Origin of the sequence: Streptosporangium amethystogenes (assembly GCF_000721075.1) — a bacterium.
Classification (GTDB): Bacteria; Actinomycetota; Actinomycetes; order Streptosporangiales; family Streptosporangiaceae; genus Streptosporangium; species Streptosporangium amethystogenes.
Genome location: NZ_JOEQ01000037.1, coordinates 1 through 12,494 on the forward strand (window position 1 = coordinate 1; position 12,494 = coordinate 12,494).

Here is a 12,494-nt window from a genome sequence, read left to right on the forward strand (position 1 = left end):
GCGTTGAACGCCTTCGCGATCACCTTCGAAGGTCGCCTGTCCCCGAGTTCTCGATAGAAAAATTTCAAAACCGAGTTACACCGTTAACTGGACACACCCAGGCTGGGATTGCTCAGGCCTGGCCGTTCATGCTCGGCGAGCGACGGTCGGGTATTGAGATGCCTGACAATCCCCTAAACTGTGGAGACCACCGCCCGAGCCCGCCGCGCTCAGCCGTATGGCACACCTGTCAATACGACGCATTGCAGCTCAAAGCCATGCTGCACCCCGCGAGTTCGTGTTAGAGGCTGAGAGAGTGGTCTGGTAGCTAATGCGACCAGTCAGGTCTCACAGATCTTGAGGGGATCCACGCCGCGAGCGTACTGCGACCATTCCTCCGAGCTGAGCTCTCGATCGAGGATTGCACAGGCGGCGTTCAGTGGTCGTGCGGTAATTTCAGTTACGCTGGTCAGATCCCAAACGATCGCGATGCCATCGAAACTTCCGGTGATCGCGGTGCGTCCGTCGGAAGTTAACGCCACCGCGTACACAAGGCCGGTGGGGTCTTTCATGGTGGTCACCCTGGCGGGTTGGGCGCGGTTGGTCAGGTCCCATACGATCGCGGTGCCACCATCGCCGGTGATCGCGGTGCGCCCGTCGGGAGTCACTGCCACTGCGCTCACGGGGCCGGTGTGGCCTTTCAGGGTGGTCACCTTGGCGGGTTGGGCGCGGTTGGTCAGGTCCCACACAATTGCGGTGCTGTCGTCGCTCCCGGTGATCGCGGTGCGTCCGTCGAAGGTCAACGCCACCGCAGACACGTCGCTGGTGTGGCCTTTCAAGGTCGTTAGTTTGGCCGGGTGGGCGTGGTTGGTTACATCCCACACGATCGCGGTGCTATCAACGCCGCCGGTGATCGCGGTGCGCCCGTCGGGAGTCACCCCCACTGCGCTCACGGGGCCGGTGTGGCCTTTCAGGGTGGTCACCCTGGCGGGTTGGGCGCGGTTGGTCAGGTCCCACACAATTGCGGTGCTGTCACCGTCGGTGATCGCGGTGCGCCCGTCGAAGGTTAGCGCCACTTTTATCGCGGAGCGGGTGTGGCCTTTCAGGGTAGTCACCCTGACGGGTTGGGCGCGGTTGGTCATATCCCACACGGTTGTTGCGAGATCAACGCTACCGGTGATCGCGGTGCGCCCGTTGGGAGTCACCCCCACTGCGCTCACGGGGCCGGTGTGGCCTTTCAGGGTGGTCACCCTGACGGGTTGGGCGCGGTTGGTTACATCCCACACGATCGCGGTGTTATCAACGCTGCCGGTGATCGCGGTGCGCCCGTCGGAGGTTAGTGCCGCCGCGTGCACGGGGCCTGTGTGGCCTGTCAGGGTGGCTATCTTGTCGGGTTTGGTGCGGTTGGTCAGGTCCCACACCACAGCGGTGCCATCATCGCTGCCGGTGATCGCGGTACGCCCGTCAGAGGTCACCGCCACTGCGGACACCGAGCGGGTTTGGTCTGTCAGGGTGGCCAGTTTGGTGGGGTGGGCGCGGTCGGCCAAATCCCACACGATTGCGGTGCCGTCGTCGCTGCCGGTGATCGCGGTGCGCCCATCAGGAGTCACCGCCACTGCGGACACGGGGTCTGTGTGGTCTGTCAGGGTGGCCAGTTTGGTGGGGTGGGCGCGGTCGGCCAAATCCCACACGATTGCGGTGCCATCGCGGCTGCCGGTGATCGCGGTGCGCCCGTCAGAGGTCACCGCCACCGCGGACACGACTTTGGTGTGGCCTTTCAAAGTGGCTCGGTAGTGGTTGCCGACTAAGGTGGCGACCAGGGCGGCCCGGTTTTCGGCACTGGGATTGATCCTCATCGCGGCCGCGCCGAGGCGCAGGGCGTTACCGGGGTCGTCGTCGCGGAGTGCCGCAGCAACTAAGGACAGCTTCTGCGCCGCCGTGGTGCGCTGCTCATGGCCCAAGTCGACGCTCTGTTGCTGGAGCGCAATGCCGACTGCGGCGAGGGCGATCACGAGTACAGCCAGGACGGCGGTCGCCCCGGTGCGCAGCTGGTTGCGGCGGCGAGTGGCGCGCTGCTCGGTCAGGTCGGCTTTGATGGAGGCGGCCAGGAACGCCTGGCTGAGAGGGCCGAGCCGGTCGCGGTGTCGAGGGTCGGCGGCCCAGTCCGCAGCCAAAGTGAGCCGAGAGCCCCGGTAGAGCCCAGCCGGGTCGCGGCCGTCGTGGTCCCAGGTGCGGGCGGCGTCGGCTAGGTGTTGTTCGATCAGCAGTCCCGCCCGGTCGGTTTCAATCCAGGCTCGCAGTTGGGGCCAGGCCCGGATCAGCGCCTCGTGGGTGATCTCGACGGTGTTGTTGTCTACGGTGACCAGGCGGGCCTGGATGAACCGGTCGAGAACCCGCTGGGCGATGATTCGTTGCGGCTCGGTGGAGGGGGGAAGCAGATCCTCCAGGTGCAGCCGCCGGCGGGTGTCGTCGGTTGTTTCGCCGAGCCGGACCAGCCGGGGAAGCAGTTGCCGGGCGATCTGACGGCTAGCCAGGTCCAACGGCGCCAGGGTGGCATCGGCGGTCCGGGCCAGGGCCTGGCTGATTCCGCCGGTTGCCCGATAGCCCGTCAGGGTCAACGTCTGGTCCTGGCGGTGCTGCCAGGTCGCCAGCAGCGCATGCGACAGCAGCGGCAGCACACCCCCTGCCTCTATCGTTGTCATCCCGGCACTGAGATCTTCAAACAGCAGCTCCACCAGTCCGTCCTGCAGCACTAGATCGGCCTGGCGGGCGGGTTCTTCGATGACGCGCCGCAGTTGTGCCGAGGTCATCGGGCTGACGAACACCGCCCGCTCCAGCGCGGCCAGCAGTTCGGGGTAGGCGGCGCAGCGTCCGAGGAAGTCGGCGCGCATCCCGACCACCACGACTGCGGGCGCCTGCGCCAGCGGGGCCGCGCAGGCGGCGTGCAGCGCCTGGATGAAGATCTGGCGTTGCCGTTCGTCGGGGCAGGCGGTGAACAACTCCTCGAACTGGTCCACCACGATGACCGGACGTGCGGTGCGCCCGATGCGCTCTGTCCTCGCCGCCGATGTGAGCAGTTCGCGCAGATAGAGCGGATCGGCTTCCAGATGCTGCCGCACATCGGCCGAATACAGGCCGTTCAGCGGGGCGAAGCGCTCGGCAAGTACTTGCACTGGATCCTCGCCGGGGGTGAAGCTCACCCAACTGCCGGGGGAGGATCGGTCCAGGTGCGCGATCAGGCCGGCGCCCAGCAGCGATGACTTACCCGAGCCCGAGGGGCCGGTGACCAGCAGCGGTCCCTCCCGCTCCAATTGTTCAGAAATCCGCTCCAGCAGCCTGCGGGTCAGCTCCGCCCGCCCAAAGAAGAACCGGGCATCCTGCGGCCCAAAGGCGGCCAGTCCCCGATACGGGCTGAACTGCCCTACCTGCCCTACCTGCCCTACCTGTTCTGTCTGCCCTACCTGCCCTACCTGTTCTGTCTGTCCTGTCTGGCGAGAGTTGGAGTAGGCCGGGTTCTGGACAAACGGCAGCCGGTCACCGTGGCCGGCGGCCTGACGCCGCGGCTCGGGAAAGCCCTGCTCCAGCAGCGTCCGCGACAGGCACCAGTGGACGTCATCGAGGGTGAGTAGCCTGGGAGCCGTCGGATCCCCTTCGCCGAGCAACTCGATCAGCGCCCCGGAAAACGCGGTATGCGCCCGGCCCGGCGGCGCCCACGCCGCCTCATCGCGGTTGGTCGAGGTCAGCAGATACATGCCGTGCCGCACGCTCGCGAAGACCTCGCTCACCTCGGCTCGGGCAGCCCCCTGTGCCCGGCCGGAAAAGCAGCAGTCCAGCACGATCACGGTCAGCGCGGCCTTGCACTCATCCAGCACCTGCCGCACCTGCTCGTACGGCAGCGCCTGATACGCGGGAATCCCTCGGGTTAGATCCTGGGTGGCACGGGTGGCCAGATGCAACTCGTTGCGCGCACTCACCAGGCCGTGGCCCACGTAATACACGAACAACACATCCACCGCCTGCTCGGCGGCGGCCACCACAGCGGCCCCGAACACGCCCGGATCAGCCGGATCGATGAGCGTGGTGAGATGGGCGGGATCCAGTCCGGCCCGCTCCACCAGGCACCGGCCCAGATCACTCACGGTCGCGGCGGCTGCGGGTACCGCCGAGAGCCGGGAGCCAGCCGCGTAGGTGCCCGAGCCCACCAGCAGCACCCGAGCGCCCGGCGACCCCAGCAGCAGCTCACCCGGCTCCACGGGGAACCTCGGCGTCCTTGAGCACCTCGGCCAGGTGCATGGTCAGCGCGCGAGTCTGCGCTAGATCCAGAGACTTGACGCCCTTGGCACTGATCTCCGCCACCGCCTCACCACGGGTGAGCTTCACGGTCACCTCGCCGCCGCGATTGCCCAGCCACGCGATTACCACTCCGGCCAGAGTGGCCAGCGCACCCCCGGCACCGAAGACGACCTGCAGCATCTCTGGAACCGGACCGAGCGCCCCGGCGGCCGGTTCGGCCTCGACCAGACCCACCCGGCCGCGCAGCTCCGGTTCCTCCACCAGCCAGGACCGCAAATTACGCAGACCGTCCGCTGCATCACCGACTGTGACGGTAACCAGGATCTCCATCGGGCTCCTTGAGGCCAAGGACTCACGACACCATTACCGGCCGTCATGCTCCCCGACACTCCATGAGCACAGCCAACCACCAGCTTGACCCAAGTTAACGAGATCAGCCAGTGCAGATCGGGGGGGAATTCGTGGAGGGTATTGATCAGAGGGATCGGGGTGCTGCCCGGATGTTTCCTCTGGATCTCGCGATCGATGAGCGAATCCGGGTGCTGCTGGTCTACTACTCGACGGCGATCGCGTTGTTCTTCGACTCAAGGTACGGCGAGGTGTGGAACAGGCTGCTGTCGGAGTTGTCGTGGGCGCGCCGCTACCGGCAGTGCAGCCAGTCGGAGGCGCTGGCTAAGGCCCGTCGGCGCTGAGCTGGGAGTCGATGGCTGCGGTGCTGGAGAGCGCGATGCGCCCGCTCCAGACCGGTCCCAAGCAGGCGCCGTGGGCCTACTTTCACGGGCTGCACGTGCTAGCGATCGACGGGTTCATGATGAACGTGCCCAAGACGGCGGTCAATGTCATCGTGTTCGGGATGCCCTCCAATGGCTCCGGGACGGCTGCGTTTCCGCAGATCCGGGTGGTCGCCTGCCGAGATCGGGAGTCGGCCCCTACAGAGGGTCGCGATGGGGTCGCTGAAGCGGGGCAGATGGTGGTCTGCACGCTGCTGTAGCCGCGCCTTCGTACGGGTGATGTAGTGGTCGGCGATCGGGAGTTTTGTCGTATGAGGACCTAGCCGCCGTCATCGCCTCGCGCGGACGAGGTGCTGCGGGTCAGGGCAGAGGTCGATTTGCTCGCGCTCCCGGTCCTGCCCGATGACGGCTACCTGTCGCGGATCACCGACCCCGAGCATGCGACCCGCCTTCGCCGGTTCCTGCGGTTCAACGGCCTGGCGCTGGAGCACCTGATGGCCGAGGGCTCGAGACCGACTCGCTCCGTCCGACGCCCTCACATCGTCCCTGAGAGAGACATCGATACCGGCTCGAACGGTTGATCGCGCGGTGACGGAGCGTCATGCCCCTCCCGGGGTGAAACCCCTCCGGGTGATGTAGATCACACCTGCTCTGGTCAACCGAATTCGGCCACCACCGGTCTTCACGGTGTGAACAACGCAACGACTCGCACTCGCGCCGAGTTCAAATCCCCCACCACCGACCCGGTCAGCTCCCGGCGATCCGCCGTCGTGCTCGCCGTGCTCGCCGCCGTAGCCCTCACCTCGGGTTGCGCTGCCCAGGAAACCGCTACCTCTCCCACGGTCACGGCGACTTCTACGGCGCCGGCCACGCCTACCGAGCCTGCGGCTACCCTGACACCCTTCGGCACCGAGTTCCAGCCCGCCCTAGACCATGACTGGAGCAAGGGGCAGCCGCCTCCCTTCGAGGGCATTCTGCGGGGCTGGCTCACCTCGGTGGACGACAACGGCGTCGCCGAGTACAGGCCGATCCGATTCACCCAGATGGGCGGTGAGGACGGCCACTTCGAAGGGCTCCCGGAAGGCGATGTGACCCGCTATGCGGCCCCGATTGCTCAGGACGTGGAATTCCTCGCCGACAGCGGCTGTGACGGCAACCGCCAGACTTATGACAGGGCCACCAATTTCGGCACTGAGAAGTGCCCACGCCAAACGCTGATCGACAACGTGAAGGAGGCGGCAGCCCTTAACACGGAGGGTTTCTACCAGCCCGCGCTGATCACCACTGAGAACGGCCAGATCATCAGGGTCGTCGAGATCTTCTGGCAGGGCGGCGGCTGACCTATCCGGATATTGACGGTCTGATATGGCCCGCGCCCGAATGTGATCCGGGTGTGAGCTGTGCTCATGCTTGGCTTTAATCACCGCCGACAGCGTCTTGCAGCCGGTACGGGAGACATACCGGTTCGTCGCCCTGATCAAGTGGACGACGCAGGTTTGCACGGTGGCCTGCGGCCAGGTCACGACGACCTTGGTCTCCAGCCCGGACAGCCCGTCGCAACACGTGATGAACACGTCGGCCACGCAGAGGTTCTTCAGTTGCGTCAGATCCTGTCGGCGAGTTTGGCGGTGTCGACCCGCCCCGTCGCATCCGTGGTGATCGGCGTAGCCATCCGTTGGACGCGATCAGCTGGCCCAAGATGGGTTCAGCCAGTGGGGCGCCGCCTTTACCGTCCCACTGGGCGCGCCACTCGCCGCCGGGCAGCGCGGAAACGACGCGATTAGCTTTCTCTAAATGAGAGAAGTCCGAATAGTCGGTGACAGACCTTACCTCGCCTCGCTCGCGATCGACCGCCAGTGGTTCCAGTCTTCGGATCCCACGCCTCAACGTCCCGCATCCGCCCGATCTTGGTGTCGGTCCCCGTGAAAACCGCTGTCCAGCCAGTCGGATTGCAGTAGCGCATACTGATCATTCTCGCGGAGTATTCGCATCACAGAGTCTGGCCCTGGCAGATAAACCTTGGCGGATACGACACCAATGAGAGAGGAGGTGAACAGCTTGCGCGCCCTTGAACTTCTCAGCCCGACCCGGGTAGGCGACATCAAGATCATCACGTGCATGCTCCGTGACGACTGACATGCAGTTGCCTACAGTGGCATCGAGCTGCCTGCGACTGCCGAGGGGCGAAAAGCGAAAGCCCAGGTCACTGGGTGTTTTCGCTGGTCAGAAGAGTGCCCCCGGCATGATTCGAACATGCGACACCCGCTTTAGGAGAGCGGTGCTCTATCCCCTGAGCTACGGAGGCAGGGGCTCCTAGTAAGAGTAGCGAAAGTAGCGAGTGGTTGCGCGCTCGGAGGGGGAGTTCGGGGTGGACTGCGGGTTATCGGTTCGCTGAGCTGGAGTAAAAGGGCGGCAAGTGGGCGGGTGTGCGAGGTTGGGCGGGGTTAGCGTCACGCTCCGTGATTGACAGGAGACGGAAGCGTATCCGTGGGCGCCGGGCGCTGCGGCCGGCGGTGCTGTGTGGCGCGATGCTGGCGCCCGCGCTTCTGGCCGGGGGGTTGCTGGTGGCCGAGCTCACAGGCTATGAGGCGGCCATCCGGATGGCCGACGCCGGTACGGGGCCCGATGCGGCCGGGGAAGCAGGGCGCTGGGAGGGGCGCGGGGGGCGGCAGGGATCCCGGGAGGATGCCAGGAGCGGCGCGATGGCCCAGGTGGGGGGCGGTGGCGACGAGGCGTCTCGGGTGAATGTTGGGAGCGGTACGGAGCCTCGGATGAGGATTGGGGATGATTCGGGGCTACTGAACGGAGGAGTCTCGGAGGCGGATGCGGGGCTGTTGGGCGGGGAAGCGGTGGGAGAGGGGGCGGGGCTGCCGGGTGTGGAAGTGGCGGGAGAGGGTGCGGGGCTGCCGGGTGGGGGAGCGGAGCCACTGGATGGGGAAGTGCGGGGAGCGGGAGTGCTGGATGCGGGAGTGGTGAGGGAGGACGCTGGGTTGCCGGGTGGGGAAGTGCGGGGAGCGGGAGTGCTGGATGCGGGAGTGGCGAGGGAGGGCGATGGGCTCCTGGATGGAGGAGTGCGGGGAGCGGGGGCGGGAGTGCCGGATGGGGGAGTGGTGAGGGAGAGGGCGGGGCTGCCGGACGAGGGGGCGACGGGGGATCCGGTGGCCGTGGTGCCGGTCGCGGTTGGGGCTGTGCGGAGCGGGCTGTTCGGGCCGAGGCTGGTGCCCCCGCCCCTGCGGCCGGAGCGGCTGTACGGGGGGTGGGTGCTGGTCGCCGCGCAGTCGGGGGCCGGCCGCTCGGCGGGTGGGACCGATGGGCGGGGCGAGCCGGGCCGGCTCGGCGGGACGGGCGAACTGGGAGGGGTGAGTCAACCGGGCCGGCCGAACCAACTGGGTCAACCGAACCAACCGGGCCGGCCGAACCAACTGGGTCAACCGAACCAACCGGGCCGGGCAAGCCAACTGGGCCAGCCGAACCAACCGGGCCCGGCCAGCCAACTGGGTCAATCGGGCCCGCCAGGCGGACTGAGCCGCCTGGGTGGATCGGGCCGACGAGATGGGGTGGACAGCGCGGATGAGGCGGATGTGGTCGTACCTCTGAGGGTCCCCAGAGGCCCCAGAGGGCCGCGGAGGGCCGCGTTGCGGCCGCCTGTGGAGCCTGAGCCCCGGGAGGAGCGAGAGCCCTGGGACGGCTGTCCGACGGAGTGGCGGAGGACCTGGCTCTGGGAGGTCTGCAAGGAGCACGCGCGGCAAGAAGTCTGACTTGTCCGGTCGCAAAAAGGGGTGTTCGGCGCATAACGGCTGTGGAGGTCTGGCCCGGGTAGTTGGCCAGCTGTAGTAGCGTGCGTGCCTGACCCAGGTCACGAGTTCGCAAACGGAGGGGTCGAACGTGCCACCTCGTCGATCAGCGGGTCTGATCGCCGTCGTCGCGACGATGCTTTCCCTCCTACCGGGGGCCGCTGTCGCGCAGCGGGTGCCGGCGGAGGTTCAGACCGTCGTCGTCGCCGAGCCGGTGAATCTCACAGAGCTGCGTCGCGAGGCGGAGAAGGCCACAAAGGACCTTGAGGCCGCGACCAAGGCGCTGGAGCAGCGGCGGACCCAGATCCGTGACTCGGAGAAGCAGCTCACCGCCAAGCTGAAAGAGCTGCAGGTCGCCGAGAGGGCCTTCGACCAGGTACGGCAGCCGCTCTCGGACCTGGTCGGCTTCCTCTACCAGCAGCCTCTCGGCGGGGACGTGTCCGGTTTCCTGTCCGGCGAGTCCAGCGCGGACACCCTGCGTGCCATGGCCGGTGTCACCCACCTCGTCGCCGAGCGGGACCTGGTCCTCAAGGACAGCAGCCGCCTGCAACTGGAGCGGGAGCGGCTGGCGGGCGAGGCGCAGGAGCTCCGGGCGACCAACCTCCTCGCGGAGGCGCAGATGGGCGCCGAGATCGAGACGCTCAGGGCGCGCTCGCAGAAGATCGTGCAGTCCCTGACCAAGGCGCTGGTGAAGCTGGGCGTCAAGATCAACAAGAATGGGCGGCCGGCGGCCGGGTGCGACCCGACCAGGGCGACCTCGATGAGCGACTTTCCCAACGGGCTCATCCCGCAGGCGTACCTCTGCCCACTCCAGCAACCGGGCAACCAGTTGCGCGGTGATGCCGCGCTCGCGTTCATCAGCCTCAACGAGGCGTACAAGCGGCGGTTCGGCAAGCCCATATGCGTGACCGACAGCTACCGGAGCCTGGCCGAGCAGCAGTCGGTCTACTACCGCCGCCCCGGTTTCGCCGCGGTTCCCGGGCGGAGCAACCACGGCCTGGGGCTCGCGGTCGACCTGTGCGGGGGCGTCGACCGCTTCCGCTCGGCCGAGTTCAACTGGATGGAGGCCAACGGCAAGAGGTTCGGCTGGATCCACCCCCAGTGGGCCTACGTCAGCCCCTTCGAACCCTGGCACTGGGAGTACGACCCCAAGCTCGGCTCCCTGCTGTAGGGCTCCTGGCAGAACGGTCCTTGGCCTTAGAAGTCGATCCCCCAGAAGAGTGCGCCTGCCTCTTGCGGGTCCCTGAGGATCTCCACCAGTGGACCCGGATCAGAGCAGGATCTACTCAAGCCGCTGCCGGACGAACCGTTCGAGCGAGGTCTGACCGCTGTCACCGAAGATTGATGGCCAGTAGGTGCCAGGGCGGCGCGGAGACCTTCTGAGGCGGGTAATTCCCGTGCGCGACCTCTTGTTGGCGGCTCACACTTCGGGCATGGATGAATATGCCGTCGAGCCCGCCGCACCCTTGGTGCAGTCGAGCGAACTGCTGGGCTTCCCTCCCGATGCCCGGGTGCTCATCGTCAACTGCGACGACTTCGGGATGTACGACGCGATCAACGCCGCGGTGATCGACTCGATCGAGCAGGGGATCGCCAGTTCGTGCAGCCTGATGGCCCCGTGTCCATCGGCGCCGCACGCCATGCGTCTGCTTCGCAGGCGGCCGGAGATCCCGTTCGGGATTCACCTCACGCTGGTCTGCGACACGGCCTGCTACCGGTGGGGGCCGCTGACCGCGAAGGAGAGAGTGCCCTCGCTGCTCGACGACGCGGGCGAACTGTTCGTATCCACGCCCTCGGGGCGTTCGGAGTTCCTCGCCCAGGCCCGTCTCGACGAGGTGGAGCTTGAGTTCCGCGCACAGATCAACGTCGTGGCCGACGCCGGGCTCACACCAACGCATCTGGACTTCCACTGCCTGGCCGACGGCGGACGCGACGACATCCTCGACCTGACCGTGGCGCTGGCCGCGGAGTACGGCCTGGCGGTGCGCGTCTGGCTCGAACCCGGACGTCAGAAGATGCGACAGCGGGGCCTGCCGGTCACCGACAACGAATTCCTGGACAGCTTTTCCCTCAGCATCGAGGGTAAGCCGGCCCGATACGCCCATCTGCTACGCGAACTGCCGACAGGGCTCAGCGAATGGGCGGTGCATCCCAGTGTCGGCCGCGAGGAGTCGCAGGCGATCGACAGCGGCTGGCGCGTACGCCGAACCGACTACGAGTTCCTGACCTCGCCGGAGGCTCACGAACTCCTCCAACAGGAGGGCATCACCGTGATCGACTACCGGGCCGTCCAACGGGCATGGTCCAGCGCCACCCGATAGATCGGTGGTGCGCCTTCCAACTCAACGACGGTCGGCGCTGGACAGCCGGTCGCCGTAGGCACTCAGATGCTCGTTGGTTTGGGAGCAACGCCGTGACCGGCGAAGCGGCCGACGTGGGAGCCGCGGTCGCGATGGCCTCCGGGCTTTGCCGGACGACTGTCCCTCGCGGAGGTCGCCGATCTGTCGTCCAAGCCCTGGCAGACCCGTTGGAAGCATGTGGGCTCGGTTCAAAGAGTCGCAGTCACGGGACGGCGGCCGCCGAGGCGGGCGGGAACGGCGCTGAGCGCCGCCACCGCCAGCACGGTCGCCAGCACCAGGCCGATCAGCTGCCAAGGCACCGGAAGCGTGGCCTTGTCGCTGTCGCCGCCGGTGATCGCGTTGATGGCGGCGAACAGTGCTCAGCCCCCCGGGAAGACACCCAGGACGGCGCCGACGAGCGCGGGCAGCACCTGCGCGGCCGCCAGGGCGACGGTCATTTCCTGCGGGGTTGCGCCGAGGGCGCGCGCCAGCGCCGACGCGTGCCGGTTGTCGAGCACCGTCGCCCAGGTGATGACGATGGCGTTGACCGCCGCCAGGGAGAGCAGGATGACCGTCCAGACCAGGAGCACGTGCCGCAGCACCGCCACCTGAGCCTCGGTGTACGCGCCGGTACCCGGCTGGTCACCGAGGAAGGCGTTGAGCACCAGGAGGACGTAGATCCCGCTGACCGTGACCGCGATGCTGACCACACCCAGCGCCACCCGGCGCGGACGGCGGGCGGCGACCCGCAGAGCGAGCAGCAGCGGGACCGGCAGTCGCGCCGAGAGAGCGATCAGCCAGCCGGTACGGCGGGGTGGGCGTGCCGCGTCGGCCAGCGCGCTGACGGTGCTGGAGCGGGCCGCGCGCACGGCCGGAACTGCGGTCGCCACCACCGCGACGCCGAGTGCCACGGCGGTCACCAGACCGATCGTGGACCAGGTCAACGACGCCGTTCCCGCGCTGCCGACGAGGCCGGCACTGGACTCGGTGAGCAACGGAGCGGTCAGCGCTCCGATCGTCAGCCCGGTCGCGGCCGCGACGACGGCCACCAGGAGGTACTCCGCGAGCAGCACGGCGGCGACCAGGCTCGGGGTGCCGCCGACTGCCTTGAGGAGTCCGACGCGTCGGGTCTGGTCGGCCATCCGGCCGCCGACCAGCACCGAGAGACTGGCCACGGCGAGCAGGCCGAGCAGCCAGGCGCCGATCAGCAGCAGGATCTGGGAGTCCCGGGCCAGGTCGGTGGCGTCGGAGAGGATGCTCCCCCAGGTCTACATCGACATGGCGCCGCGGGTCCGGTCGACGAATGCCTGGGCTTCGTCCGGGTCGGCCAGCTTCAGGTTCATCACGTAGGACTCCGA

At 67.4% G+C, this 12,494-nt stretch carries 9 protein-coding genes, 1 tRNA gene and 1 pseudogene; 5 read left to right on the forward strand and 6 right to left on the reverse strand.

Translation table 11 applies throughout. The features are described 5' to 3' along the window. Window positions 1–320: 320 nt before the first annotated feature. Window positions 321–4,190: a caspase, EACC1-associated type gene (locus IG98_RS0136145; RefSeq protein ID WP_169750246.1), complete on the reverse strand. Its 3,870-nt coding sequence runs from the start codon at window positions 4,188–4,190 to the stop codon at window positions 321–323. Between the two features lie 28 nt (window positions 4,191–4,218). Continuing rightward, window positions 4,219–4,602 (reverse strand): effector-associated constant component EACC1, encoded by a 384-nt coding sequence (locus tag IG98_RS0136150; protein ID WP_051753396.1) that lies wholly within the window; start codon window positions 4,600–4,602, stop codon window positions 4,219–4,221. A 170-nt stretch (window positions 4,603–4,772) separates the two neighbouring features. On the opposite strand from IG98_RS0136150, the gene IG98_RS0136155 reads away from it, so the two are divergent. The 3 genes from IG98_RS0136155 to IG98_RS54975 all read left to right on the forward strand — a co-directional run bounded on the left by IG98_RS0136155 (window position 4,773) and on the right by IG98_RS54975 (window position 6,343). Continuing rightward, window positions 4,773–4,964, forward strand: coding sequence for a transposase domain-containing protein (locus tag IG98_RS0136155; RefSeq protein WP_157594719.1), 192 nt, complete (start codon window positions 4,773–4,775; stop codon window positions 4,962–4,964). An 11-nt stretch (window positions 4,965–4,975) separates the two neighbouring features. Then, window positions 4,976–5,263: a hypothetical protein gene (locus tag IG98_RS45735; protein ID WP_030923024.1), complete on the forward strand. Its 288-nt coding sequence runs from the start codon at window positions 4,976–4,978 to the stop codon at window positions 5,261–5,263. A gap of 429 nt (window positions 5,264–5,692) precedes the next feature. Beyond that, on the forward strand, window positions 5,693–6,343 hold the full coding sequence (locus IG98_RS54975; RefSeq protein ID WP_245651873.1) for a hypothetical protein: 651 nt from the start codon (window positions 5,693–5,695) through the stop codon (window positions 6,341–6,343). Window positions 6,344–6,427: 84 nt separating this feature from the next. On the opposite strand, the pseudogene IG98_RS54980 reads toward IG98_RS54975, so the two are convergent. The 3 genes and pseudogenes from IG98_RS54980 to IG98_RS51290 form a co-directional block, all read right to left on the reverse strand. Continuing rightward, window positions 6,428–6,610, reverse strand: a pseudogene (locus IG98_RS54980) (transposase); the annotation flags it as partial. A 625-nt stretch (window positions 6,611–7,235) separates the two neighbouring features. Next, window positions 7,236–7,308, reverse strand: a tRNA-Arg gene (locus IG98_RS0136180). A 490-nt stretch (window positions 7,309–7,798) separates the two neighbouring features. Continuing rightward, window positions 7,799–8,398 (reverse strand): hypothetical protein, encoded by a 600-nt coding sequence (locus IG98_RS51290; RefSeq protein ID WP_157594720.1) that lies wholly within the window; start codon window positions 8,396–8,398, stop codon window positions 7,799–7,801. Between the two features lie 535 nt (window positions 8,399–8,933). Between IG98_RS51290 and IG98_RS0136195 the strand changes: the two genes are divergently transcribed. Beyond that, entirely contained in the window at window positions 8,934–9,968 is a 1,035-nt protein-coding gene (locus tag IG98_RS0136195) for a M15 family metallopeptidase (protein ID WP_051753397.1), read from the forward strand. A 262-nt stretch (window positions 9,969–10,230) separates the two neighbouring features. After that, the gene (locus IG98_RS0136200; RefSeq protein WP_030923029.1) at window positions 10,231–11,118 is read left to right on the forward strand and encodes a polysaccharide deacetylase family protein; all 888 of its coding nucleotides are present in this window, start codon (window positions 10,231–10,233) and stop codon (window positions 11,116–11,118) included. Window positions 11,119–11,516: 398 nt separating this feature from the next. Here the strand turns inward: IG98_RS0136200 and IG98_RS45740 are convergent, their stop codons facing one another. Then, a complete protein-coding gene (locus tag IG98_RS45740) occupies window positions 11,517–12,392 on the reverse strand; it encodes an FtsX-like permease family protein (protein ID WP_084195909.1) in 876 nt (291 codons plus the stop codon). Window positions 12,393–12,494 lie beyond the last annotated feature (102 nt).

What these genes read in the sequence shown, in the direction of transcription:
- IG98_RS0136195 (WP_051753397.1), top strand. Translation starts at nt 8,934, where the DNA reads ATGCTTTCCCTCCTACCGGGGGCCGCTGTCGCGCAGCGGGTGCCGGCG.
- IG98_RS0136150 (WP_051753396.1), bottom strand. Translation starts at nt 4,602, where the DNA reads ATGGAGATCCTGGTTACCGTCACAGTCGGTGATGCAGCGGACGGTCTG.
- IG98_RS0136200 (WP_030923029.1), top strand. Translation starts at nt 10,231, where the DNA reads ATGGATGAATATGCCGTCGAGCCCGCCGCACCCTTGGTGCAGTCGAGC.
- IG98_RS45735 (WP_030923024.1), top strand. Translation starts at nt 4,976, where the DNA reads ATGGCTGCGGTGCTGGAGAGCGCGATGCGCCCGCTCCAGACCGGTCCC.
- IG98_RS0136155 (WP_157594719.1), top strand. Translation starts at nt 4,773, where the DNA reads ATGTTTCCTCTGGATCTCGCGATCGATGAGCGAATCCGGGTGCTGCTG.